Consider the following 23,606-nt stretch of genomic DNA (forward strand, 5'->3'; position numbering starts at 1 on the left):
AATGTTTCTATTATTTATGAACGATAGCTGATCAATCTTAAGTGAACCTTAAATTCCCTTATGCTTATTGATTCATATCATGAAAGTCAGTGTTGAATAAAGCAGGTGTGCTTTTTGGGGGAGCATGTTGATAGTTGGTGCATGAATTGCACCATCACGGTGCTTGCCGGATCGCTTGATCGCTTGTTTCGTTTGAATGTAGGCCAACGAACTCGTACAACGTCGCAGAATTCAAGCGATGGTACGTTCCTTGCTTTACCCCTGTTGTATATAAACTGATTTGGCTTATGGGAGGCTCCGATACCGATGGAACTTACGCCGCGCGAAAAAGATAAGCTGTTGCTGTTTACTGCAGGGTTGTTGGCCGAGCGCCGCAAAGCCCGGGGCCTCAAGCTGAATTACCCCGAAGCGGTGGCCTATATCAGTGCCGCCATTCTGGAAGGTGCTCGCGATGGAAGGTCGGTTTCTGAATTGATGGATTATGGCCGTACCTTGTTATCGCTGGAAGATGTGATGGACGGTATCGCCGAGATGATCCCGGCGGTGCAGGTTGAAGCCACTTTTCCCGATGGCACCAAGTTGGTCACCGTTCACGATCCGATTGTATAACTGAGGGCAGTCATGATGATTCCAGGTGAATTAAAAACCCTTACCGGCGATATCGAACTTAACGCAGGACGCGAAACCTGTACGGTTAATGTGGCTAACACCGGTGACCGCCCGATCCAGATCGGCTCTCACTATCATTTTTTTGAAGCCAATAACGCCTTGTCTTTCGAACGGGCTAAAACGCGTGGCTTTCGTTTGAATATTCCTGCAGGGACCGCCGTGAGGTTTGAGCCGGGGCAGTCACGGACAGTTGAGCTGGTGGCTTATGCGGGCACTCGGCGGGTATTTGGTTTTCAAGGCAAGATTATGGGCGACCTGTAACTCGATTATGGGCGACCGGTAAGGAGAACACACATGGCAACAATTTCACGGCGTGCCTACGCTGAGATGTTTGGCCCGACAACGGGCGACCGGGTGCGGTTGGCAGATACTGAGTTATGGTTGGAAGTTGAAAAGGATCTGACCACTTACGGCGACGAAGTTAAGTTTGGTGGCGGTAAGGTTATCCGTGATGGCCAGGGGCAAGGCCAGTGTTGCAGTGCTGAGACGGTTGATCTGGTGATAACTAATGCAGTGATTGTTGATCACTGGGGCATTATTAAAGCCGATATCGGGATTAAAAACGGACGTATTGTGGCTATCGGTAAGGCCGGTAATCCTGATGTGCAGCCTGATGTTGATATCGTGATTGGTCCCGGCACCGAAGTGCTGGCGGCTGAAGGTTCGATCATTACAGCGGGCGGTGTTGATGCGCATATTCACTTTATCTGCCCGCAGCAAATTGATGAAGCCTTGGTGTCAGGTGTCACCACTATGCTGGGCGGCGGCACTGGCCCTGCAACCGGCACTAATGCCACGACCTGTACACCGGGGCCCTGGAATATCCACCGCATGTTGCAGGCTGTCGATAACTTACCGATGAACATTGGGTTTTTGGGTAAAGGTAATAGCAGCCAGCCAGAGGCCTTGCGTGAGCAAGTGGCAGCGGGAGCCATGGGGCTTAAATTGCATGAAGACTGGGGCACTACGCCGGCATCGATCGATTGCTGTTTGTCGGTGGCGGATGAGATGGATGTGCAGGTGGCTATCCATACCGATACGCTGAATGAGTCCGGTTTTCTGGAAGATACACTGGCGGCGATTGGCGGTCGGGTGATTCATACTTACCACACAGAAGGCGCGGGTGGCGGCCATGCCCCGGATATTATCAAGGCGGCGGGCTTTCCTAATGTGCTGCCGTCGTCCACCAATCCGACGCGCCCATACACGGTCAATACGGTTGATGAACATCTGGATATGTTGATGGTGTGCCATCACCTGGATCCGAGTATTGCCGAGGATGTCGCCTTTGCTGAGTCGCGCATCCGTCGGGAAACCATTGCCGCCGAAGATATCCTGCATGATCTCGGCGCTTTTTCGATGATAGCGTCCGATTCGCAAGCGATGGGGCGCGTCGGTGAGGTGATTATCCGCACCTGGCAAACCGCTCATAAGATGAAGGTACAACGTGGCAGCCTGGAAGGTGATCCGGCTGAGCATGATAACGGCCGTATCAAACGTTATATCGCCAAGTACACCATTAACCCGGCATTGACGCATGGTATTGCGCATGAGGTGGGTTCGGTTGAGGTGGGTAAGTTAGCCGATTTGGTGTTGTGGAAACCGGCCTTTTTTGGCGTAAAACCCAGCGCTATTCTTAAAGGCGGGATGATTGCAGCAGCCCCGATGGGTGATCCTAATGCGTCGATTCCAACACCTCAGCCCGTGCATTATCGGCCGATGTTTGGCGCGATGGGTGCGGCGTGTCATGCCACCTCGATGCTGTTTTTATCGCAGGCCGCGATTAAAAACGACATTCCTGAAAAGCTGAATTTACAGAGTTTGATCGGTGAAGTAAAAGGCTGCCGCACACTGCAAAAGGCAGACATGATTCATAATAATTATCAGCCGGATATCAGTGTCGATTCGCAAACCTACGAGGTGAAAGCCGACGGCGTATTACTCACCTGTGAGCCGGCGGCTGAGCTACCGATGGCACAACGCTATTTTCTTTTTTGAAGTTTTTTATTAAGGAACCACTATGTTACAGCTGACAAGCGTGCTGGCGGTAGTGAAACCCCATCAGGCAACGTTAAGTCTACCAATTGATAAACGTATTAAAAGTCGTTTGCGGGTCACCCTGGATGATGGCCGCGAAGCGGGTTTGTTTCTGCCACGCGGTTTGATTTTGCGTGATGGCGATCTGGTCGAAAGTGCAGAGGGCGTTGTGGTGCTGGTGCGTGCCGCGGATGAAGCGGTATCAACGATACATTGTGCTGATGCGGTATTGCTCACACGTGTGGCCTATCACTTGGGTAACCGTCATGTATCGCTGCAGGTAGCGGCAGGCTTTGTACGTTATCAGCATGATCATGTACTGGACGATATGGTGCGCGGCTTAGGCGGCGACGTTGTGGTTGAGCAAGCCCCCTTTGAGCCAGAAGCCGGCGCTTATCACAATAGTAAGCATGGTGGACATCATAATCACGAGCACCATGATCATTAATTTTTTGGAGAATGTTATGAAGAGTGCTATGAACACATCGCTTAAGACAGCAACGCTTAAGACAACAATATTAAAAACAATGGGTTGGGTTAGTCTGGCATCATTAAGTGGTCAGGCCTTCGCGCATAATGAAGCAACGGCCAGCAGTGTGCAGGCAACTCTGGCGCATCAGCTGACGGCCCCCGACCACGTGCTGACATTTTGTGGTGTGGTGGCATTAGTCGTGGCGGCGGTGGTGTATGGTCCTGCGCTTTATCGTCGTATCCGTAACGACAAAAGATAACCGAGGTTGTCTATGCTAGCGGATCTGCGTTTATATCAATTGATCAGCCCAACCTTACCGATAGGTGCGTTTACCTATTCGCAAGGCTTGGAATGGGCGATAGATTCGCATTGGGTTACGTCTGAAGCCGAGCTCGAAGCGTGGGTATGTGGCATGTTGGTGCACAGCATGAGTACCTTGGAGTTACCTGTGTTATTGCGTTTACGCGAGGCGTTTGTGCAGCAGGATGCGGAGCAGGTTTCTTATTGGTGTCGTTTTTTGCTGGCATCGCGGGAAACCTCCGAGCTGCGTAAAGAAGAACGACAACGCGGCCAGGCTCTGGCGGTTTTGCTACCACATTTGGGCGTAAAGGTAGCGCCGGAATATGAAGACGCGGTCCGTTCCACGCAAGTCGCTGGGTTTGCTGTGGCCGCGCAGCATTTTGATATTGCTGCCGATTCCGCCTGTGGAGGTTATCTGTGGAGTTGGCTCGACAATGCCGTGATGGCCGGCGTGAAGTTAATCCCTTTAGGACAAACATCGGGGCAAAAGCTGCTATTACGTATTAGTGAGCAGATTCCTGCGGTGTTAGCGCGGGCACTACTTATTGAAGATGAACAGATTGGCAGTTCTACACCGGCTCAGGCAATCGCCAGTAGCCGTCATGAAACACAATATTCACGGCTGTTCCGCTCCTGAAAGCGGGCGTCACTATTGATCAGGAGTTAACGATGAGCGAATACAAATCACCCTTGCGTATTGGGGTGGGTGGCCCTGTAGGGTCGGGTAAAACCGCGTTGCTGGAAGTGTTATGTAAAGCTATGCGCGACCAATACGATATTGCTGTTGTGACCAACGATATCTATACACAGGAAGATGCGAAAATTCTGACGCAGGCGGGCGCGTTGGCGCCGGACCGCATCATCGGCGTTGAGACGGGCGGTTGTCCACATACGGCGATTCGTGAAGATGCTTCTATGAATTTAGCGGCAGTAGAAGAGCTGGCCAAACTTCATAAAACACTCGATATCGTATTTATAGAGAGCGGTGGCGATAACCTCAGTGCGACCTTTAGCCCTGAGCTGGCAGACCTGACTATTTACGTGATTGATGTGGCGGAAGGTGAAAAAATTCCACGTAAAGGCGGCCCGGGCATTACCCGCTCGGATCTGCTGATTATTAATAAAATCGATTTGGCCCCTTATGTAGGTGCCGATCTGAACGTCATGGATCAGGATACCAAAAGGATGCGTCCGACATCGCCCTATGTATTTACCAACCTTAAAACAGGGGTAGGTGTTGAGGAAATTATCAGCTTTATTATTGAGCAGGGGATGCTGGACGCAGCATAACAGTAATAATAGCTATCTCTGTATTGAAAAAAATCGGTAATATACCAGCTGATATCAACAGCAGGCAGAGGGTATTAACGTTATGGAAACGGGTATTCTGATAGGGGGGTGTGATAACGGAAAGGTCTTTCTGAACCCTCGTTACGCTAACCGACACGGATTGATCGCTGGGGCAACGGGCACGGGTAAGACAGTGACGCTGCAGTGCCTTGCTGAAGGCTTTTCAGATATTGGCGTGCCTGTTTTTATGGCCGATGTTAAGGGCGATCTTTCGGGATTATGCCAGACTGGTAAGCCGCATCCTAAAGTGGATGAGCGTGTTGAAAAGATCCGGATTGAGAACTTTGTTCAGCGTGGTTATCCGGTAGCGTTCTGGGATGTTTTTGGTGAGCAGGGCACGCCAGTCCGTTCGACTATTTCGGAAATGGGCCCGCAGTTACTGTCGCAGCTACTGGATTTGAACGAAACCCAGGAAAGTATCCTGACGTTGATCTTTGAATTTGCTGATAATGAAGGTCTGTTGCTGGTGGATATTAATGATCTGCGCACCACGCTGGAGTTTATCGCCTCTCATGGCAAGGAGATCAGTACAAGCCTGACGGTTTCACGCGCCTCGGTAAATGCTATTTTACGCCGCTTGCTGATGCTGGAACGCGAAGGAGGTGATCTGTTCTTTGGTGAGCCAGCCCTGTTGCTCGAAGATCTGATGCAGCTGCACAGTGATGGTCGCGGCATGATTAACGTACTGGCGGCCGATAAGCTGATTTTGAGCCCGCGTGTTTATTCTACGTTTCTGTTATGGCTGTTGTCGGAGTTATTTGAAAACCTGCCTGAAGTCGGCGACGCTGAAAAGCCGAAGATGGTGTTCTTTTTTGATGAAGCGCATCTGCTTTTTAATAACGCCTCTAAGGTGTTAATTGAGAAAGTTGAGCAGGTGGTGCGTCTGATCCGCTCTAAAGGCGTAGGGGTTTATTTTATTACCCAGAGTCCGGGTGATCTGCCTGAAAACGTATTAGGTCAGCTGGGTAATCGGGTGCAGCATGCATTGCGGGCGTTTACACCCAAAGATCAAAAGTCGGTCAGAGTCGCCGCGCAAACCTTCCGTGCTAACCCGAATATGGATACCGCTGAGGTGATAACCACTATGGGTGTGGGCGAGGCGTTGGTGTCGGTGTTGCTCAAAGACGGTGTGCCCAGCATGGTTGAGCGTACTTTAATTCGGCCGCCTTCGTCACGTATGGGGCCTGCTACTGATCAGGAGCGTCAGGCCATTATCGACAGTAGCCGCCTGCAGCGCCGTTATGCTGAGGCTTATGATCCGCGTTCAGCGCATGAGGTCCTGCTGGAGCGCACCGCAGCGCGTTTGAAAACTGCTGAGGATGAAGACGCACGTGTCGCACAAGAGAAGCAAGACGCAAAAGATAATAGAAGAAGCACGCCAAAAGGCAGTAATCGTCAATCGGTGACGGAGGCTTTATTGAAGAGTGTGATACGCAGTATCGGTAGCAGCTTAGGCCGCGGCGTTGGTAAAAGTTTATTACGCGGTATCTTAGGATCTTTGATGAAGTAAGCGACGGCTGAAGCATCACCTGCGCGAGTGCGCAGGTGATGCTTTCAATTATTCCTCTTTATACCAGCAGCCTCTTATTCAAATTCCATAGCCTCAAAGACACGGCCGGCATTTTTTGACGCCAATGCTTCGAAGGTTGCCAGATGGGAGTAAGCACTTTGATCAATCTGGTAGGCATCCGCAAGGGTGCCGCCTTGCTCAATGAGTTCCGCTACCTCGCCACGAATAAATTCCAGATAGCCACGAGTCCATTGGTCAACTGTTGCAAAATCGGTGGGGCCGCCGTGTCCCGGTACAATGATTTTGTCATAAGCAAATTTACTAAAAGTCGAGTGCCATGTTTCTAGCCATTCAGCAGTATTGGTGTCGGGGAAAATAGGTAAAAGGCGCACGTGAAAGGCGATATCACCGGCGATAAGAACATTGCGCTCCGGAATGAAAACGGAGATATCTCCTGGTGAATGTGCCGGCCCAAAGCGGATGATTTCGGCGGTAATACCACCCAGGTCCACTGTCATGTTGTCTTCAAATGTTTGGTCGATAGGGACTATTTTTGTTCCTTCGGCGCGCTCTTTAAGAATGGCCTGTAAGCTGGCGATGCCCTCTAAACCATGAGCCTGAATCTCTTTTGCGGCATCCACATGGGCAATCAGTGTGGCACCTTGTTCTTTCCAGTAATTATTGCCCAGTGAGGCATGCGACTGGCCATTTTCATCTACCACATACTTAACGGGTTTGTCGGTAAGCTGTTTTATTTCATCGTGCAGTGCTTTGGCAAGTAAGTAGGATGCACTGCCATTAACCACCAATACGGCATCGTTCCCAATGACAAAAGAGAGATTGTTATTGTGGCCGGCATTTTCGTAACTGTAATACTGGGTTTGGCCAATGGCAGACCAGACATTATCTGCGACCTTCACCGGCTTATCATAGAGAAGTGATTCAGGGTAACGATCAGGAATAACTTCAGCGAGTGTACTTGTGCTGAAAATGAGGATTAAGCTGAAGCTTAGTGTCTGAAGAGCCGGAGCACTATAATTAAGGACAATTGATCGGAGTGTTCGCATCATGAGTAAACAGCCTTTTTGAATTATTATATGAGCGTATTATTTAACTACATTAGAATTATCTAATAATTAAGCGAAACGCAATAAAAGGCAAGCTATTTGGCTGCAAACTTTGCGATCGTGATGTCCATCAATTGTTGGTAGGCGGGTTTTAACTGCTGCCAGCGTAGTGCATCAATGTTGGGTGCTTGGGGGAGCGTTCCTGACTCTTTTTGGCTGACGAGTTGCTTTAGCATATCAACCAGTGACGCCGTCTCATTGCGCTTGATGGTCTTGTCCTCGGTGGCGTAACGATAGCGGCTATCAAACAGTTCTGTATACGCCAGCCGGTCGGGTATGACGGGTATTGCGCCAGCAGCCACGCCTTCCAGTACCGCAATACCCTGAAAGTCATGTAATGCGGTGGAAAGAACCACATCGGCCGTCTGTAATAGCTGGCGATATTCACTGGCAGACTGGACATACCCAAACTGGCTAAGCAGAGAGGGTAGTTGTGTTTTTATTTTGTTAAAAGCATCCGGTAGCTTGCGGAACTGCTGGCCGACAATCGAGCAGGTGATATTGACGCCCTCGGCATGCAGCGCTGCCAATGCTTCATAAAGTAGCTCCGGGCCTTTATCGAATTCCCAACGATGATTCCAGACAATATGCAGTGGGCCGGCTTCTTTTTGTGGTGGCAGGTAGCAGTTATCATTGAGTGGTACAGGCAATACGCTGGAATGTTGTTGTAGGTGTTCAGATAAGCCAGCCGGTACAAAATCAGGTAGTTTTTTTAATAACGCGCTGGCCCCGTTCAGGAAAGTATCGCGGTTGTAGTGAGTGTTAAACACGATGTGATCGGCTGCCAGCGCAGAATAGAGATTCAGAATTTTAGGTTCTACGCTTTTGAATTCATGGCCTGATTCAGGGTAGGCGAATTGATTCTCGTGAAAGTACAGCAAGGTTGGTATGCGGCTGAGCGCCGGCACAAAGCCTCTGAGGCTGGACAGGTCTGTCATCGAGGTCGCGATGATCAGGTCATAAGGTTGTTGTAACAGCGCCGCCGATTCTCCAAATGCCCAGCTAAGGCTATTGCCCCGTAGTCGCCAGGAGAAGTATCTGGCGGGCAGGGTGAGCACTGTCCATTGGTGTTCGGGGAAGTGTGTTACCAGCCCCTTATGCCAGTATTGGTGGCTGTCAGCGTCATAAGCCGATAAAAGGAGAATGTGCATAGGTTAAAATCGATTCGTTTCAGTCATGTAATTAGTGTGTTATCAACGCTTTAGCGCTTCATCTGTTTACCTTTTTACTAATGATACGCCTTTAATCTGGGCATAGAGTTTATCTCCCGTTTTTAATGCCAGCTTATCTTTTGAGCGACGCGTGATGCGCGCTAATATCTGGCTATGCTTGCCGAGTTGCAAGCGTACGTTGCACTGAGCCGTGTCGGCTTGGCTTATCTCCAGAATAGTCACCGGCAGAATATTAATGATAGTGCTATCGAGAGCTGCTTGTCGGGTCAGGCTGATATGGCTGGCACTGAGATGGATACGTTTGGCGGTGCCTACCACACCAATATTGCCCGGGACGGTCACGGTTCCTCCATCAACACTGAACTCGGTTAAATCATAGGCTGCATCATAATGGCTTACAACGGCGTCGAGCAGTGAGCCTGCGTTGCTGAAGTGTGCCAATGGCGCTGACAGATCGAGCATCATCTCTTTAATCGGCCCTTGTGCAGTTACGCGCCCCTGATCCAGCAATACGATGTGATCCGCCAGGCTTTCCACTTCCGCTAGCGCATGTGTGACATAAATAATCGGAATAGATAAACGTTCATGCAGTTGTTCAAGGTAAGGAATGATCTCTGCTTTGGTGGCGTAATCCAGTGCCGACAGCGGTTCATCCATCAGTAAAATTCCGGGATTAGAGAGCAGAGCACGGCCAATCGAGATGCGCTGCTTTTCGCCCCCCGAAAGCTTATCTGGCATGCGTTGTAATAAGTGCGATATACCGAGCAGTTGGCTGACTTCTTCTAAGGATAAAGGGCTCTGTTGTTTCGCGCGGCGATGACCAAATAAAAGATTGTTCTTAACGGATAGATGGGGAAATAAGCTAGGTTCCTGAAAAACATAGCCGACCGCCCGTTGATGGGCCGGAAGGTGCACTCCTTGTTGTTCACAACCTTGCCGTTCCCAAAGATCACCATTAATACTCAGTTGCGCATGTTCTGCATTGTGAAGCCCCGCTATGCAGCGCAGCAGTGTTGTTTTACCGCAGCCGGAGGGGCCAAATAAAACGGTAATACCGGAAGACGGAATACTGATATCAATATCTAGCGTGAAGTGTTCCAGAGGCGTACGGAAGCTAATATGCAAAGGCGTGCTCTGCTTCAAATTCGGATTGAGGCTCTGGTTCAGGCTCTGGTTCTGGTTCATAGCCTGCTTCCTTTACGGCTGTTGCGTTCCATCAGTGTCACGCTGAGAATCACAATAAAAGAGAAGCACAACATGCCGCCGGCAATCAGGTGGGCCTTACCCCATTCAAGTGATTCAACATAGTCATACATAGCAATGGATAGCACTTTGGTTTCGCCGGAAATATTGCCACCAATCATCAGCACCACACCAAATTCACCCAGTGTGTGAACAAATGTCATGATAGAACCGGTGAGTAACCCCTGTCTTGATAGCGGTAAAACGACAGAGAAAAAAGTATCCAAAGGTGATGCACGCAATGTGGCAGCAACCTCAAGAGGCCGGGAGCCGATAGACTCAAAAGTATTGCGTAGCGGTTGCACCATAAAAGGTAGCGAAAAGATAACAGAACCAATCACAAGGCCACTGAAAGTAAAGGTGAGTGGTGCACCGAAAATGGAGGTCAGTAATTGTCCTAGCGGGCTATCTGGCCCCAGTGCAATCAGCAGATAGAAGCCCAGTACAGTAGGCGGCAGCACCAGAGGCATACTGACCAGTGTCGCGATCATATCTTTAAATAACCCACGGGATTGCGCTAGCCACCAGGCTAGTGGAATACCCAGAATCAGCAATATGAGAGTCGTTAGGGTAGCGAGTTTTAAGGTCAGCAGAATGGCATCTAACATGTGTTATTTAATCACTGTGAAATATAACCGTAGTGTTGGATAACCGACTTTGCCTTATCAGTTTGTAAAAATCGATAGAAAGCGTGTGCAGCGGGGTTATTATCGCCTCGTTTCAGTAAAAGCGCGCCCTGATGAATAGGGAGATATAATGATTGAGGAACATCCCAGGCATAACCTCTCTGATCTAATGCTATTTGAGCACGCGCAACAAAAGCGGCATCTGCATTACCGCTGGCGGCGAATTGATAGGTTTGAGCAATATTATCTCCTTTCACCAACGTCCAAGGATAAGGAGAGGAGATACTGTTATCTAATACTTGTTGAGCTGCTTTTCCATAAGGAGCTGTTTTGGGGTTGGCAATGGCCAGGCGTCTGATCGCTTTACTTTTAAGGACATCGAGCCCTGAAGACACTTCCGCTAAATCACGGCTCCATAATACCAGCTTCCCGGTGGCGTAAATAAATGCTGCTGTGTTGGCATAACCTTCGTCAAATAAGCGTTGAGGGCGTTCCATATCTGCCGCAAGCAATAGGTCAAAGGGCGCACCTTGTCGTATCTGAATATACAGCTTGCCTGTTGAGCCTGAGCTTACTTGTATAGTGTGCGTTGAGGTTTGTTCGAATAAGAGAGCCAGTTTCTGTGCCGCGATAGTAAAATTGGAGGACACCGCAATACGTGCCGTATCGGCTGGCAGATATTGTGAACAGGAAATAAACAATAAGAGTGTCAGGGTAAACCTTTTCATGATGTGCCTATTATCAATGTGCCTGTCTTAAATGCAAAAAACCTCAATTAATATAGCCGCTTAGAAAAGAAAATTCAGCTCTGTGTCTACATAAGAAGAGTTTCGTTATATCTGATAGACGATAGCAGAAGTGAAGGGTTCATTTTAGTGTCACATACCTATGTGATAGTAGGTCTATAAAAATGTTTGTGCAGCGCAACAAAAAATGTTGACAAGCATGTGAATCCGACTAAAATGACCATCATTGTGCAACGCAACATAAACCAACATACAGGGATATTATCATGACTAACAACATCGATTTACAAAAGCCACTTGAAGCTGTTAAAACTTTAATGACTCTGCAGTCTACTGCTATGAACCAGTCTGTTGAATTGCAGAAAAAAGCAGGTGAAGATCTGGCTTCTTTCTTCAAAGGCGAAGTTGAGAAAGCTAAAGAACTGAAAACTCCAGAAGACTTTGTTAAATTCAACGTTGCAGCTAACACTGCACTGTTCGAAATGCTGAAAGCTCAAGGTGAAGCTTTCACCGCTTTGGCAACTTCTGCTAGCAAGAATGCAATGGAAGAAATGCAGAAAATGGCTAAGTAATTAGCGATTCTCTTTAAGAAAACCCGACATCTGTCGGGTTTTTTTTCGCTTAAAATTTAGGTTTTACTAAGCATCACCGTATTTCGTCCTGCATTTTCGGGCAAAACTAATAAAAACTCTTCCCCTCCATCCGTCTAATATATCTGCCTAATACATCAGCATCCAGGGTAAAGATATCCACCTCATGACTTACGTGTTCAGAGCCTGATCAGTAGTTTTCCTATGGGGTTGGCAATGGCGTTCTATCTCTGCCGAAAACGCCTGTCAAAGAGCGCTGAGTCTCTATATAGAATCATTTGGCTATGTCTAATGGATACTTGCGAAAGTAATGTATTCATTTTATCGTCACATACCTATGTGATAGTAGGTCTATCAAAATATTTGTGCGGTGCAGTAAAAAGAAGCATTGACAACGATGCGAATCTGACTAAAATAATCGTTATTGTGCAGTGCAACATAATTTAATTTACAAGGATATTATCATGACTAACAACGCCGATTTACAAAAGCCTCTTGAAGCTGTTAAAACGCTAATGGCTCTTCAATCTACAGCTATGAACGCGTCTGTCGAATTGCAGAAAAAAGCGGGTGAAGACATGGCTGCTTTCTTCAAAGGCGAAGCTGAGAAAGCTAAAGAATTGAAAACTCCGGAAGACGTTGTAAAATTCAACGTTGCCGCTAACACTGCATTGTTCGAAATGTTTAAAGCTCAAGGTGAAGCTTTCACTGCTCTTGCAACATCTGCTAGCAAAAATGCAATGGAAGAAATGAAGAAAATGGCTAAGTAATTAGCGATCATTTTTAAAAAATCCGACAGTTGTCGGATTTTTTTTGTCTGTAATTTAGTCTTTACTGCGCGTTACCTTATTTCGTCCTGTGTCTTTGGCACTATATAGCAGCTCATCCAAGCGTTTTAGCAAAGAACCATAATCCTCATCTTCGCGAAGCTCTGCTACACCTGCGCTTAATGTGATTTTTATATCGGATAAAAATAGCTGCTGCTGGATATGCAAACGAACTTTATTCGCCAGATTGCATGCTCCATCAAGCGTTGTTTTAGGACAGACTAGTAAAAACTCCTCCCCTCCCCATCGGCCTAATACATCAGAGTTCCGGGTAAAGGTATCCATCTCATGACTCACCTGTATCAGAATCTCATCACCGGTTTGGTGTCCGTATTGATCATTAATATTTTTAAAGAAATCCAAATCAAAAAGGGCCATCGAAACGGGTTCGTTATAACGTTTTGCCGAAGCAATCACTATCTGAATTTCCTGATCTAATAAGTATCTGTTAGGTAGCCCGGTGAGTTGGTCTGTTGTGGCTTGTTTAGCTAGTTTCTGGTTAAGGACTTCAAGCTTTCTGTTGTATTTAGTGACTTCGCGATTACGATAAACGAGTACGAATACACATGACGTAATGACCGCAAGAATGCTTCCGAGCCATGTATAATTAAAAGGGTTATCGTAGGTGATCCCTATCCAGCTATTCTGTATTTTCTGATGCTGTTCACTGGAAATACTCTGAATGGCTTTGTTCATCAGTGGGATCCACTCCGGCCAGTCTTTTCTGATGCCAATGGCAATATCAAATTCAATAGGCAGCGTGCTTGATATTTTTAAATTAACGTAATTGCTTTTTTTAACGTTGTAAGCAATGACTTCGAGGGAATCGATATAACCGAAAACTTTTTTCTCCGAGAGCAGTTTTAGTCCCTCCTGAACAGACAGTACTTCGATAAGGTTTATCTGTGGATACTTGTTATTTACGAGTAATGCCGCTGCGCTGTTTTTTATAATAGCTATAGATTGATCGGTAATCTTGCTTAAATCAGAGATGAAAAATTGATCCAGACGTGTGGCTAATACAATGGGCGAAGTGAATAACGTTTGAGTAAAATTCAGAAATTCTTTACGTGCATCGGTAGGGTTTATAGTAGTAATAATGTCACATTTCTTGTCTTTTATAAGCGCAATGGATTCGTTCCAATGGGACGTGGGTATTAGGGAGAAATTGACATCTAAACGTTGACGAATCACATCGACAAGATCAGCACTGATACCCTCATATTTACCTTCTTTATTAATGCTTGAAAATGGTAGCCACTGAGGGCCAACGCACATTTTAAGAGTCGGTTGTTGATGTATTATAGATTTTTCGTCTTCACTAAAATTGATCACGTCATCTTTAGGCTTATTATCGACCAAGGGTTGTTGGCTAAACCATTGGGTTTGAATACGTATCCTTTCATGCGCTTTGAGTGCTGCCAATCCTTTATTAAGAATTGAAACGGCTTCTGGCCATTCCTTTCTTACGCCAAAGACCAGATTCAATTTCTGCGGTAGATGAAAAGCAATGTGCAGATAAGGCATGCCTAATTTATTCGCCAGATAGAGGGTGGCACCATTACCAAATGTTGCATCTGCAGCGCCTGTCGATATTGCCGAAAATAACTCTTCTACTGTGTCGACATAGAGAATACGAGATTCTTTAAATTGTTTCGCTAGCTCGATATCAGCCAGGTTTCCTTTTTGAATGACCAGTGTTTTATGCCGTAAGTCTGCTGGACTTTGGATTAATAGAGGATTGCCACTCGACGTGAATACAGATTTTTGGAGCGTTAAATAAGGGACGCTAAAATTAAGGTAGGATCTTCTTTTCTGAACAGCGGTCCCTGTACTTAGGCCATCTATTTCACGAGATTGTGCGCTTACCTGCATATCAGTCCATTGACCGGCTGTCAGTGTAAAATTTGCGCCGGTAAGCTGATTAATTTTTCTCAGAATATCCGCATCATAACCAGAAATATGTCCATTAGGGTTAACAATGACAAAAGGTTCCCATGACGCGTCTGTGCCCAGGGTTATTTCAGGGTGGTTTTGTAAAAATATTTTCTCTTGAGCGGATAAAATCACACTATGAGGGTTAGGTGAACTGTATTCAGAAAATACAAAAGCGGAACATGTTAATCCTAACCAGAGGAACAATACTTTGCTTAACTTATACGCAAACAATCTCTGATCCATGGCTTCTCTGCTTTCTATTTAATTGAACGTTTGCTCATTAATTCCTTATATCAATAAAGTGTAGACCGTAATTGGGTTTTTTTCTTCATCAAGGTGAATGATATTGAATTAATTATCAGGCGACCAAAAAATCCATGTTTGGGTCGCCTTATCGCATCTGAAAGAAAGGCTGGTTAAGCCTCCTGCCAAATACATCCTGATCGAAATACGAGGCTACGGACTGTCTATATAAAGATTATTTAAGCATTGACGGCGCGTGGGTCGCTCTCTGCTACACCATCAAACTCAAGCTTATTAGTACGGAAATCGGAAAGGTGGGGGTATTGTGCTAAATTTGAGAGTTCCCTGAAGTGGACCCAATCTAAAAGGCAAAATAGGCAGATAGATGAGTAATCCCACGCGGAAAACTGTCCGTCTGCTACGGCTTGCTCTAAAATTGGCAGGGTGCGTTCGATACGTTCTTTTTGCAAATTTGTAATCAAAAGATCAGCATCGGTATTTATGTTTGATCGTGTCGATAGTAATAAGACGACAAATGAATCATTGGCGGCATCAATCAGAGTCAATAGGTTTTCCTGATCCCAGCTGAGCGCGGTTCCTTTTTGCTTTTCATTCAGATAGCGATGAATAATTCGTGAATCATAAATGGTCTGTTTGTTATCAATCAAAACAGGGATTTTCATGGTGGGTGTATAAGTAGAGAGTGCCTCGCGGCCTTCGGGAGAGTATATGTTGAGGTCAATAAAATCATAGTCATGACCGTCTAAAAGCAAACGAATACGACGCACATAAGGTGACATGGCTGAGCCAATGAGTTTCATACTTTCTCCAGAGTAATATTTATTGGTCGTTTAATGAGTATTTTTTCAAAGCTATTTCGTCACGTCTTTTATAGCGTAATAACAGCTTTTCTGAAACGTTAATTCCTGCCCTGCTGAAAGATAAGTAGTCAATGCATTATTGATGTACATTATTCCAGCCAACCGCCTGTTGCTTGTAGCGGTTGTGAGCTTGCTGCGGAGGTTAGCCAGACAACCATTGCTTTACGGTGCGCTTTATCGAACGCAGGTAGGTTGAAATACCATTGCTGTGTCTGACTCAGTGCCTGTAACTCTTGTAAAGCAACGAAGTCGTGGTGTAATTCTTTGCCGCTATTTTCACCGGCTGTGACGGATGTTTTTTGGTTAAATGACAAAATAACGAGATGCGCAGTGAGGTTCTCTGAGCGAGTGGGCTTCTCTGGAGTAGTGTCAGGGGCTTGGTATGCAATGCTAACCTGCTGATTGTCGTCAACACTCACGGTTAACTGACCGCCTTGTCTGGCTGAGTTAGAAGGCAGTGGTTGGCCGAGAAAAAAACCTTGCCATTCTTTGCCGTCTACCACCCATCCTGGCGTGTAAATGCTCTCGATTGAGCCCATTTTTTTCAGTGAATACTGCCGTTCATTGAACTGGCTTTGTGCGTAAGGATCTTTCCAGCCAATGTAATCCCAGTAATCAACATGAAAGGCTATCGGTAGTTTTTGTGTCCATAGTCCGGGGTCGTTAAGCAGCGCGCCTAGCGTCCGGTCAGCGGGCGGGCAGCTAGAACAACCTTCAGATGTGTACAGCTCTATTAACTGAGGAATAGGCCCTGATTGCTCAAAAACTTGTGCGGCAGATGCCGTAAGTGATGATGAAAAACCAGCCAGGTAAACAAGCAATAAAGGAATTGAAATAGGGATCATAGTGTTTACTCTTTGAGTTCAAAATCACGTTAAGCTTATTTTTTTTATATTTTTTAAGACACATAATTATCAAGAGAGTTCATAAGGCCAACGTGCCTGTAATGAAACAGAGGTCATAATGAATTTATGTTGTCACAGTATGATAAACGTGTTATTTAGCTACTTTTTTAAAGTCTCTTTTAACTCCTCTGGTTGAGGTGCCCAATGCATCAGTGTGTGGGATGTTGTAAGCATCGTTTGCCAATGTGAATGGATTGTTATGTGATGCCGTCAACACCACCTGATTTACCGTTTGAGGCACGCTCCGCTAATGTGCCTGCACCGGAATTTGAGCTACCTGAAGCGTATCTCAGTTTATTATCTTCCTTAATTCGTAGTCCCAGTGTTGTTGGCTCGGAGCATTCCTTTTTCCGCGTATTGCAGCGTGAGTTGGAAGAGCGCGGAGCCAATGTTACCTGGTACGAAGGTGTCTTAGTGGCGCAAGGGAATAAACCGGATAGCGTTATGTTTTCGGCGCATGTTGATCGCCACGGGCTTATGTGTACCGGGCCTAATGAGTTTCAGTATGCCGCGTTTGTGTCGGGTGCACGTTCGGATCTGCTCGGCAATTCGGTTAGCGAACAGTTAATGAACAAGATTGTTAATCGCTTTGAAGCTGAGGCTGTTTACGCCTATGAGCCTTGGTCCGGGGCTTATCGTGGACGCGGTGTGATTAACAGTGCTTATATTTGTGAATACCGCAACAACTTGATTTTTGAGCTCAAAGGACTTGAACATCTGGTGGCGGGAACGCCTGTGGCATTTGCCGACAAATTGAGAATAGAAAACAACGCATTGGTAGGGCAGTTGGATAATGTCCTGACGGCGGCGGCGTTAGTCTATATGTTTGAGATAGGTTTTCAGGGCACGGCATTTTTTACCGCACAGGAAGAGGCCGGTAAAAGCTGGCGCTATCTGCTGGAGTGGTTCCGTCGATTTGGCGGCACAACTAACCAGTTGATTGTAGTTGATACCAGCCCTTATCCTGATCTTGAAACGGCGCAACAGCAACATCTGGTGTTGCGTAATAAAGATGCTAACGCGACATTCAATGCGGACCTGACACAGCAGCTAGTGTCTTTGTGTTTGCAGCATGATATTAGTTATCAAATGAAAGATCATTATGTAGACACGCAGAATGCACAGCGTATCGCAAATGGAGAATCACCGGTTTCTCTTGGCTCTACTGAGCTGGGACGGATTATCTCGGCTTCCGGCGGCCTGGTTGATGGCACGACACTACAAATACCCAGTTCGGGTTACCACACATTATCAGAGTCGGCACCTATTGCTTCTGTCAGGGGATTTATTCAGATCTTGTCAGCGCTTGCGGGTTTGAGATTTCCTGAACATTAAACGAGCGACATCTCATGCATAAAACTATCGTTGTTGTTGATACCCATGATCTGATCTTTGAAAACGATCACCTCAGTATTATTACTTTTGAACAATATTTAGCGGACTACCCAAAACGTAACGAGCCGAAAACTCGTCTTATTAACCTCTGTGATACCGAGCACTATCTGAGCCGGGGTTACTATTGCTCGCTTCTGGCGGAAGCGCGCCAGCATAAAGTGTTACCCAGTGTAAGTACGATTAATGATTTACGTGATTTATCCAATGATACCTCTGCTGGTCTGCAGTTTGCGGTGCCAGCAGAGCTGATCAGTTCAGTTCCACAAGATGAATCTATCGAATTTCTGGTATTTATGGGATGGGTGGGGCACGAGCCCTGGAAAAAACTGGCTAAGCAGCTGTTTGAAAAATATCCTGCACCTATTCTGCATTTCAGTTTATCAAAAGACAGCAATGGGGTGCTGTTGCAGGTGAAACGGCATTCCTTTATCAATCTTTCTAAAGCAGATCAGGTACTGTTTTTAGAAAGGCTCAATGTATTTACTGAGCGCGTCTGGCGTACGCCAACGGCACGTAAAAAACAGCGTTGGGATATGGCCATTCTGGTTAATCCAAACGAAGAGCAGCCGCCCAGTGATAAAGATGCTATCAAACTGTTCATTAAAGCGGCCGCTAAAGTTGGCATTCATGCCGAGACAATTACGGCAGAACAGGGCAGCCAGATTTCCCAATATGATGCGTTGTTTATTCGTGAAACAACGGCAATTGATCATCATACTTATCGGTTGGCGCGTAAAGCCGAGCGCGAAGGTCTGGTCGTCATCGATGATTCTGCGTCTATTTTGCGCTGTTGTAATAAAGTTTTTCTGCATGATGCGTTCAGTTATAACGGTGTGCCTGCGCCTAAAACACATGTAGTTATTGGAGATTCAGAGCAAGATCTTGATCATATCGAATCCAGCTTTAGCTATCCTATCGTGCTTAAAATGCCCGAGGGGTCTTTTTCTAAAGGTGTTTTTAAAGTTAAGACCAGAGAAGAGTTGAAGCTTAAATTACAGGAACTCTTGGTTGATACCGCATTAGTACTGGTGCAAGAGTATCTGTATACCGATTATGACTGGCGGATTGGGGTGCTGAATGGCCGGGCTATTTATGCCTGTCGTTATCACATGGTGCGCGATCACTGGCAAATTTATAATCATGGAAATCAAAAAAGTGAGTCGGGTGGTTTTGAAACACTGCCAACCTTTGAGGTACCCAAAAGCGTATTAGATGCCGCTCTGAAAGCCTGCGCCATGATCGGACGTGGACTGTATGGGGTTGATATTAAGCATAAGGATAATCAGGTTTATGTTATTGAAGTAAATGATAATCCGAGCATAGATCATGAGGTGGAAGATCTCTATCTGGGTAATGAGCTTTATATGCTGATTATGCAGGAGTTTGTTAGCCGTTTAGAACAACGGGGTCGGTAATGTCATTCGAGAACGAGTTGCTCTCTATCGCGCCTTATGACTGGGCTGCTATTGGAACCGCTTTTTTTTGCGGTTCTATTATCGGTCTGGAGCGGCAGTTAAGGGGCAAACCGGTCGGTATTCGCACCTCTTCGTTGATCACGTTGGGGACTTACATTTTTCTGGCAACCGCATTCCAGTTACATGGAGCAGCCGTTGATCCGTCACGTGTCATTGGGCAGGTGATTACCGGTATCGGTTTTCTGGGTGCAGGCGTGATGTTGGCAAAGAATGGCGCCGTTGTTGGTGTTACCTCTGCTGCCACGATCTGGATGCTGGCAGCCATAGGTGTAATGATATCGTCAGGGTACTTATTATCGTCGGTAAAGATTGCGGTATTGGTCGTGGTTATTTTATACGGTGTGGATTTTATGGAAGATCATACGAAAGCGTTTAGTCGCGGTGTGCATGCAAAAGTGCGTGGATATACGGTTAAAAATAAGTAAATATTAAGTGTTAATGAGGGTGTATTGCTATCACCCTCATTAACGCTGTATTTGTGGATAGTAGGCGTGTTATTTACGGATAACGACTGCGGTTCTCAGGCGCTTATTACCAAACGCCGACATTTTCGCAAAATTTTCTCTGGCAATAGGGATGTGTTGGCAATCAATAGGTAGCTGATGCTTATCGTCGGGATCGGGATCATGCACATATAAACAGATATCATCGACCGCCGTCACCGTTACCCAGTGAGGTGCTTTAAGTCCATCCATTCGATAGGTGCTGATAAGTACCAGTACGGCAAAGCCTTCGGTTAACCATGCCTGAATCTGATTCTGAGTCACATCGGCATAAATCGTTTCTACACCCTCCGCTTCCGCTTTTACATGAAACTGTTTATCGACCTCTGTCATTACCGATTTTTTATGCTCTGATCGAACGCCTTCAATGAAGAGAGGGTTGCGAGAACTAATGTAAGCGGTGGCCGTAAAGCCACGACGCTGTGCGGCTAAGGCTAACCCCAACGGGTGACAACCGCCCAGGCCTGAGGTCATGAAAATAGTCGTGGCTTCGCGCCAGATATCCAGTTCCAGCCCCTGACTGAGTGTTACCTGTTTATCCAGACTCGCCATGGCCATCATTAGCGCCGCCGGTCCGCAGCTGAACTCGGTGGTTTGCTGGTACCAGGGGGTAGGCTTGTAGGCTTGTACTGATTGCATGAAGCGGATACGTTTTTGCATCCGTAGCGCGTCTGTATGGTCTTCGTAATAGTCGGAATATTCATCAAAACAAATATATCCCAGGCTTTCATAAAGACGAATGGCACCGGTATTGGATTTAGCAACTTCCAGGCGCATGTAAAGCCTGCCGCGTGCGGAAGTATCTTCCTCAAGCTGCTGCATCAGTTGCCGGGCAACGCCGTGGTGTCGGCCTCTGCTGGCAACCGCGAGGGAATAGAGGCGGGAAAGCCGTGTGCCTTTGTGGAGCAGTACGAGCCCATAGCCAACGAGACCTTGAGAATCCTCAGCGACTAAAAAAACACAGTTGGTGGCTTTCAGCCAATGCTGGAAACGTCTTTTGCTGATTCTATCGCCGGAAAAGCACGCCTGTTCAAGTTCAAGAAGGGCTGATAGATCAGCCCCGATTGCCTGACGAATACTCAGTTCACTCATCGCTTTGAGCTTCATTCCAAAAAGGAAAGATCATACACCCGGCGGAGGTTTATCAATACGAGTCCTTAAAATAAAAAGAGGTAATTTGCCCAAATTAATCTATATCCATGCAATTCGCGTAATAAGTCACGGTTGCCGGCCAATCGGAAAAGATTCCGAGAATACCTACCTCTTTTGCAAGAACATCCAGAATATGCATCGTATTACCATCACTGTTAATGACCGCGTGCTCACTGTTCTCACCGTTTAACGTCTGATGATACCAGCCCCCACCCTTAACTAGCGGGCCAGAGCGTTCCAGCGTCCAGGTTATAATCTTCAGCCCTGCTGATTTGGCTGCTTTGGCGTAATCAGAAGGAACGATCTCGCCTTCTTTTGCTTCCAGAAGCATCCACATGGGCGGCGCGATAATGTTGACACCTTGCGTGACCAATTGCTTCATTGATGGGTTCCAGGTGGCAGGGTCCCGATGATCAAATGTTTTGTCGTCGTAGCGCCCATCCAGATAAACCGCTTGGTGAGCAAAGTCGGGCTCATTTTCAATCCAGTACTGCAGATCATCCAGGTTAAATGATTGCGCATAAACATCGGAAGCAGGAATGCCCGCTTGCTTATATTCGTTGATCATCTTCTGCGCATAGTCTTGCTGTGAAAAACCATTAAATGGCATCGGAACATCGGCTGATTTCAGTTCAGGTGTCATTTTGACGCCCAGTTTTTTGAAGAGACTTATACTGTCTTTATGCGTCATCAAGGTGCCGTGAGTGGCATACAGATCCGTTCGCCATGCGGCAGTCGCGTTCATGAAGGCTTTGGCGGAGGAGGCGTTTGGATTGGAGGCATCCATTTTTCCCTTCAGCGTTTTGAATTCAGCCAATGTGATGTCGCTGGTACAGCATTGGGCGGTTGCCGGTGTCGTTAATGTACCGTCAGCAGCAAATACAGCGGGCTGAAAAGGAACAGAGCAGTTTTCAGCGAGCGGTGTGTCAAGAATGTTAGTGGTGGATTGCAGGTCGCATTGAGAGTGACGGCAGACTAATTCTTTATCCTGAGTAAAAGTCACATCACACTCAATCACACCGGCTCCCATACGGGCGGCCGCTTCGTAAGATTCTTTTGTATGTTCAGGGAATTGCATAGCAGCGCCACGATGCCCAATAGAGAAATCAGTACGCTTAAATGGCCCTTCGGCACAACTCTGTAGCGTATCTTTGAGTGCACTCTCTGCCATTTCATTGATCAGAAAATAGGGACGGGGTCCGAGTTGTATGTTCTGCTCATGTGTTTTTGTTACGCGCGTATCAGTAGCCGCTGTAACTGTTTGGCACAGCGTGGATACTGACAAAATGGCTGTTAGCATTATTGAAAAGTGTGTTGCAAGAGGAGTCGCAAGGGATGAAACAATCGTAAGACGCCGCATATCAGTCTCCTGAGTTATATCCGTGATTCACAGGTATGTGAATCACGGAACATTACGCTACGATTGTTGCAGTTGTGTGCCTGTGTGAGGACCTGAGCTACTGAGTTACGTCACTCAGGAATTCAGTAAAGCGCTGCCATGACTTTTTATCGGCGTCTTGGCGATAACTTTCCTGATCAAATACAGTAAAGGCATGCGGGGCACCGCTGTAGGTGATCATCTCATGCTGAACTCCGCTGGCTTCAAGCTCGGTGGCGAGGCTGGCAAACTGAGTCAGAGGTATGGCGGTGTCGGCACTGCCATGCATAATCAGAAACTTTCCTTTAGCCTTGCTATAGTTTTGTCCCTCAGGTGTAGCGAGCCCCCCATGGAACGTTACAAAGCCTTTCATATTGATGCCGGATCTGGCCATTTCCAGAACGGCCGCGCCACCAAAGCAATATCCCATGACAACGGCGTTACTGGTTTTCGCGCCTTGTGCCTTCGCGGTATCCAGCGCACCGGTTAACAGGTTTCTCATTTTGCCACGGTCTTTATAAAGTTCGCCGGTGTGTTGGCGTTTATCTTCAATTTGGGTGGGGCGTACGCCCGCACCGAACAGGTCGGCGGCAAACACGCTATAGCCCATGTCGGCCAGCATGTTAGCCCGTTTTATTTCATAGTCGGTTAAACCATCCCAGTCATGGATGAGTAACACCAGTGGGGCGCCTGCCGATGGGCTTACATAATAACCTTGATAGGATTTTCCATTGACGGTGTAGTTTATATTCTTACCATCAGCCATGGCTGTGGCTGATAAGATAAAACTCAGTAAAGCGATTAGCAGTGTTTTCATTATTATTCTCCCATGCTCGATCAGAAAGGTCTCTTTACTGCTGAGATAACTCAGTGTAATACGCTGAGCTTTTGAGTCTAGCGCTATTTTCATTGTGTAAAAACTACACTAATATTTTAATATTGCTGCATGTTTGAAGATGCGGGTGGTGCTTGATCACAGGCAGTGATGGTGAACCTTCCGCCGTGTTCAGATTGCGCAAGGCTCTTTCTGACTAAGCTTAAGGCTATTTCTAATTAAGCTTAAGGCTA

Annotated in this window: 24 protein-coding genes; 13 read left to right on the forward strand and 11 right to left on the reverse strand. The window is 46.7% G+C overall.

Annotation, left to right across the window (positions count from 1 at the left end; all coding sequences use genetic code 11):
• The first annotated feature begins 306 nt into the window (after positions 1-306).
• From ureA to Nant_RS16745, 8 genes are all read left to right on the forward strand, one after another.
• Positions 307-609 carry an urease subunit gamma gene (gene ureA / locus Nant_RS16710; protein ID WP_054342779.1) on the forward strand — a complete coding sequence of 101 codons (303 nt, stop codon included), beginning with the start codon at positions 307-309 and terminating at the stop codon, positions 607-609.
• A gap of 15 nt (positions 610-624) precedes the next feature.
• Positions 625-930 (forward strand): urease subunit beta, encoded by a 306-nt coding sequence (locus Nant_RS16715; RefSeq protein WP_054343265.1) that lies wholly within the window; start codon positions 625-627, stop codon positions 928-930.
• Positions 931-963: 33 nt separating this feature from the next.
• Positions 964-2,667 carry an urease subunit alpha gene (ureC, locus tag Nant_RS16720; protein WP_054342780.1) on the forward strand — a complete coding sequence of 568 codons (1,704 nt, stop codon included), beginning with the start codon at positions 964-966 and terminating at the stop codon, positions 2,665-2,667.
• Positions 2,668-2,689: 22 nt separating this feature from the next.
• Complete coding sequence (gene ureE / locus Nant_RS16725) at positions 2,690-3,154, forward strand: urease accessory protein UreE (RefSeq protein WP_054342781.1); 465 nt, start codon at positions 2,690-2,692, stop codon at positions 3,152-3,154.
• A 16-nt stretch (positions 3,155-3,170) separates the two neighbouring features.
• On the forward strand, positions 3,171-3,437 hold the full coding sequence (locus Nant_RS16730; protein ID WP_143773474.1) for a hypothetical protein: 267 nt from the start codon (positions 3,171-3,173) through the stop codon (positions 3,435-3,437).
• 12 nt (positions 3,438-3,449) lie between these two features.
• Positions 3,450-4,115: an urease accessory protein UreF gene (locus Nant_RS16735; RefSeq protein ID WP_054342783.1), complete on the forward strand. Its 666-nt coding sequence runs from the start codon at positions 3,450-3,452 to the stop codon at positions 4,113-4,115.
• A gap of 32 nt (positions 4,116-4,147) precedes the next feature.
• Positions 4,148-4,768, forward strand: a complete 621-nt coding sequence (ureG, locus tag Nant_RS16740) for an urease accessory protein UreG (RefSeq protein WP_054342784.1) — start codon at positions 4,148-4,150, stop codon at positions 4,766-4,768.
• A gap of 82 nt (positions 4,769-4,850) precedes the next feature.
• Positions 4,851-6,338, forward strand: a complete 1,488-nt coding sequence (locus Nant_RS16745) for a helicase HerA-like domain-containing protein (RefSeq protein WP_054342785.1) — start codon at positions 4,851-4,853, stop codon at positions 6,336-6,338.
• Positions 6,339-6,412: 74 nt separating this feature from the next.
• On the opposite strand, the gene Nant_RS16750 is transcribed toward Nant_RS16745, so the two are convergent.
• The 5 genes from Nant_RS16750 to modA form a co-directional block, all read right to left on the reverse strand.
• A complete protein-coding gene (locus Nant_RS16750; protein WP_238377178.1) occupies positions 6,413-7,408 on the reverse strand; it encodes an MBL fold metallo-hydrolase in 996 nt (331 codons plus the stop codon).
• A gap of 92 nt (positions 7,409-7,500) precedes the next feature.
• A complete protein-coding gene (locus Nant_RS16755; RefSeq protein WP_054342786.1) occupies positions 7,501-8,616 on the reverse strand; it encodes a tRNA-queuosine alpha-mannosyltransferase domain-containing protein in 1,116 nt (371 codons plus the stop codon).
• 66 nt (positions 8,617-8,682) lie between these two features.
• On the reverse strand, positions 8,683-9,822 hold the full coding sequence (gene modC / locus Nant_RS16760; RefSeq protein ID WP_082400342.1) for a molybdenum ABC transporter ATP-binding protein: 1,140 nt from the start codon (positions 9,820-9,822) through the stop codon (positions 8,683-8,685).
• A complete protein-coding gene (modB, locus tag Nant_RS16765) occupies positions 9,819-10,487 on the reverse strand; it encodes a molybdate ABC transporter permease subunit (RefSeq protein ID WP_054342787.1) in 669 nt (222 codons plus the stop codon). Before modB ends, modC begins: the two co-directional genes overlap by 4 nt.
• Positions 10,488-10,498: 11 nt before the next feature.
• Entirely contained in the window at positions 10,499-11,233 is a 735-nt protein-coding gene (gene modA / locus Nant_RS16770; RefSeq protein ID WP_054342788.1) for a molybdate ABC transporter substrate-binding protein, read from the reverse strand.
• A 284-nt stretch (positions 11,234-11,517) separates the two neighbouring features.
• On the opposite strand from modA, the gene Nant_RS16775 reads away from it, so the two are divergent.
• Both Nant_RS16775 and Nant_RS16780 read left to right on the forward strand, forming a co-directional pair.
• On the forward strand, positions 11,518-11,823 hold the full coding sequence (locus Nant_RS16775) for a hypothetical protein (RefSeq protein ID WP_054342789.1): 306 nt from the start codon (positions 11,518-11,520) through the stop codon (positions 11,821-11,823).
• Positions 11,824-12,305: 482 nt separating this feature from the next.
• Positions 12,306-12,611, forward strand: coding sequence for a hypothetical protein (locus Nant_RS16780; protein ID WP_054342790.1), 306 nt, complete (start codon positions 12,306-12,308; stop codon positions 12,609-12,611).
• 54 nt (positions 12,612-12,665) lie between these two features.
• On the opposite strand, the gene Nant_RS16785 is transcribed toward Nant_RS16780, so the two are convergent.
• The 3 genes from Nant_RS16785 to Nant_RS16795 all read right to left on the reverse strand — a co-directional run bounded on the left by Nant_RS16785 (position 12,666) and on the right by Nant_RS16795 (position 16,575).
• The gene (locus Nant_RS16785; protein WP_054342791.1) at positions 12,666-14,849 is read right to left on the reverse strand and encodes a transporter substrate-binding domain-containing diguanylate cyclase; all 2,184 of its coding nucleotides are present in this window, start codon (positions 14,847-14,849) and stop codon (positions 12,666-12,668) included.
• A gap of 239 nt (positions 14,850-15,088) precedes the next feature.
• A complete protein-coding gene (locus Nant_RS16790; protein WP_054342792.1) occupies positions 15,089-15,670 on the reverse strand; it encodes a glutathione S-transferase family protein in 582 nt (193 codons plus the stop codon).
• A 149-nt stretch (positions 15,671-15,819) separates the two neighbouring features.
• Positions 15,820-16,575: a DUF1223 domain-containing protein gene (locus Nant_RS16795; protein ID WP_054342793.1), complete on the reverse strand. Its 756-nt coding sequence runs from the start codon at positions 16,573-16,575 to the stop codon at positions 15,820-15,822.
• Between the two features lie 264 nt (positions 16,576-16,839).
• On the opposite strand from Nant_RS16795, the gene Nant_RS16800 reads away from it, so the two are divergent.
• Genes Nant_RS16800 through Nant_RS16810 form a run of 3 tightly spaced genes read left to right on the forward strand, consistent with a single transcriptional unit; the run spans position 16,840 to position 19,930 of the window.
• Entirely contained in the window at positions 16,840-17,970 is a 1,131-nt protein-coding gene (locus Nant_RS16800; protein WP_179078897.1) for a peptidase M42, read from the forward strand.
• Positions 17,971-17,984: 14 nt separating this feature from the next.
• Positions 17,985-19,445, forward strand: a complete 1,461-nt coding sequence (locus tag Nant_RS16805; RefSeq protein WP_054342794.1) for a RimK family protein — start codon at positions 17,985-17,987, stop codon at positions 19,443-19,445.
• Positions 19,445-19,930 carry an MgtC/SapB family protein gene (locus Nant_RS16810; protein ID WP_054342795.1) on the forward strand — a complete coding sequence of 162 codons (486 nt, stop codon included), beginning with the start codon at positions 19,445-19,447 and terminating at the stop codon, positions 19,928-19,930. The genes Nant_RS16805 and Nant_RS16810 overlap by 1 nt, the downstream gene beginning before the upstream one ends.
• 69 nt (positions 19,931-19,999) lie before the next feature.
• Here Nant_RS16810 and Nant_RS16815 read toward each other — a convergent pair whose 3' ends face one another.
• The 3 genes from Nant_RS16815 to Nant_RS16825 form a co-directional block, all read right to left on the reverse strand.
• On the reverse strand, positions 20,000-21,100 hold the full coding sequence (locus tag Nant_RS16815) for a GNAT family N-acetyltransferase/peptidase C39 family protein (RefSeq protein WP_054342796.1): 1,101 nt from the start codon (positions 21,098-21,100) through the stop codon (positions 20,000-20,002).
• A 94-nt stretch (positions 21,101-21,194) separates the two neighbouring features.
• Positions 21,195-22,520, reverse strand: a complete 1,326-nt coding sequence (locus tag Nant_RS16820; protein WP_082400344.1) for a glycerophosphodiester phosphodiesterase family protein — start codon at positions 22,518-22,520, stop codon at positions 21,195-21,197.
• Positions 22,521-22,617: 97 nt separating this feature from the next.
• The gene (locus Nant_RS16825) at positions 22,618-23,355 is read right to left on the reverse strand and encodes a dienelactone hydrolase family protein (protein WP_054343270.1); all 738 of its coding nucleotides are present in this window, start codon (positions 23,353-23,355) and stop codon (positions 22,618-22,620) included.
• Positions 23,356-23,606: the final 251 nt, after the last annotated feature.

It is taken from the genome of Neptunomonas antarctica (genome assembly GCF_001305295.1).
GTDB lineage: Bacteria > Pseudomonadota > Gammaproteobacteria > Pseudomonadales > Balneatricaceae > Neptunomonas > Neptunomonas antarctica.

Bases quoted from the DNA above. Each gene is read 5' to 3' on its own strand.
- Nant_RS16745 (WP_054342785.1), top strand. From the start codon at position 4,851: ATGGAAACGGGTATTCTGATAGGGGGGTGTGATAACGGAAAGGTCTTT.
- Nant_RS16795 (WP_054342793.1), bottom strand. From the start codon at position 16,575: ATGATCCCTATTTCAATTCCTTTATTGCTTGTTTACCTGGCTGGTTTT.
- modC (WP_082400342.1), bottom strand. From the start codon at position 9,822: ATGAACCAGAACCAGAGCCTGAACCAGAGCCTCAATCCGAATTTGAAG.
- Nant_RS16825 (WP_054343270.1), bottom strand. From the start codon at position 23,355: ATGAAAACACTGCTAATCGCTTTACTGAGTTTTATCTTATCAGCCACA.
- Nant_RS16815 (WP_054342796.1), bottom strand. From the start codon at position 21,100: ATGAGTGAACTGAGTATTCGTCAGGCAATCGGGGCTGATCTATCAGCC.
- Nant_RS16775 (WP_054342789.1), top strand. From the start codon at position 11,518: ATGACTAACAACATCGATTTACAAAAGCCACTTGAAGCTGTTAAAACT.
- ureE (WP_054342781.1), top strand. From the start codon at position 2,690: ATGTTACAGCTGACAAGCGTGCTGGCGGTAGTGAAACCCCATCAGGCA.
- Nant_RS16780 (WP_054342790.1), top strand. From the start codon at position 12,306: ATGACTAACAACGCCGATTTACAAAAGCCTCTTGAAGCTGTTAAAACG.
- Nant_RS16800 (WP_179078897.1), top strand. From the start codon at position 16,840: ATGCCGTCAACACCACCTGATTTACCGTTTGAGGCACGCTCCGCTAAT.
- modB (WP_054342787.1), bottom strand. From the start codon at position 10,487: ATGTTAGATGCCATTCTGCTGACCTTAAAACTCGCTACCCTAACGACT.
- Nant_RS16805 (WP_054342794.1), top strand. From the start codon at position 17,985: ATGCATAAAACTATCGTTGTTGTTGATACCCATGATCTGATCTTTGAA.
- Nant_RS16750 (WP_238377178.1), bottom strand. From the start codon at position 7,408: ATGATGCGAACACTCCGATCAATTGTCCTTAATTATAGTGCTCCGGCT.
- ureC (WP_054342780.1), top strand. From the start codon at position 964: ATGGCAACAATTTCACGGCGTGCCTACGCTGAGATGTTTGGCCCGACA.
- Nant_RS16820 (WP_082400344.1), bottom strand. From the start codon at position 22,520: ATGCGGCGTCTTACGATTGTTTCATCCCTTGCGACTCCTCTTGCAACA.
- Nant_RS16810 (WP_054342795.1), top strand. From the start codon at position 19,445: ATGTCATTCGAGAACGAGTTGCTCTCTATCGCGCCTTATGACTGGGCT.
- Nant_RS16755 (WP_054342786.1), bottom strand. From the start codon at position 8,616: ATGCACATTCTCCTTTTATCGGCTTATGACGCTGACAGCCACCAATAC.
- Nant_RS16730 (WP_143773474.1), top strand. From the start codon at position 3,171: ATGAAGAGTGCTATGAACACATCGCTTAAGACAGCAACGCTTAAGACA.
- Nant_RS16785 (WP_054342791.1), bottom strand. From the start codon at position 14,849: ATGGATCAGAGATTGTTTGCGTATAAGTTAAGCAAAGTATTGTTCCTC.
- modA (WP_054342788.1), bottom strand. From the start codon at position 11,233: ATGAAAAGGTTTACCCTGACACTCTTATTGTTTATTTCCTGTTCACAA.
- Nant_RS16790 (WP_054342792.1), bottom strand. From the start codon at position 15,670: ATGAAACTCATTGGCTCAGCCATGTCACCTTATGTGCGTCGTATTCGT.
- Nant_RS16715 (WP_054343265.1), top strand. From the start codon at position 625: ATGATTCCAGGTGAATTAAAAACCCTTACCGGCGATATCGAACTTAAC.
- Nant_RS16735 (WP_054342783.1), top strand. From the start codon at position 3,450: ATGCTAGCGGATCTGCGTTTATATCAATTGATCAGCCCAACCTTACCG.
- ureG (WP_054342784.1), top strand. From the start codon at position 4,148: ATGAGCGAATACAAATCACCCTTGCGTATTGGGGTGGGTGGCCCTGTA.
- ureA (WP_054342779.1), top strand. From the start codon at position 307: ATGGAACTTACGCCGCGCGAAAAAGATAAGCTGTTGCTGTTTACTGCA.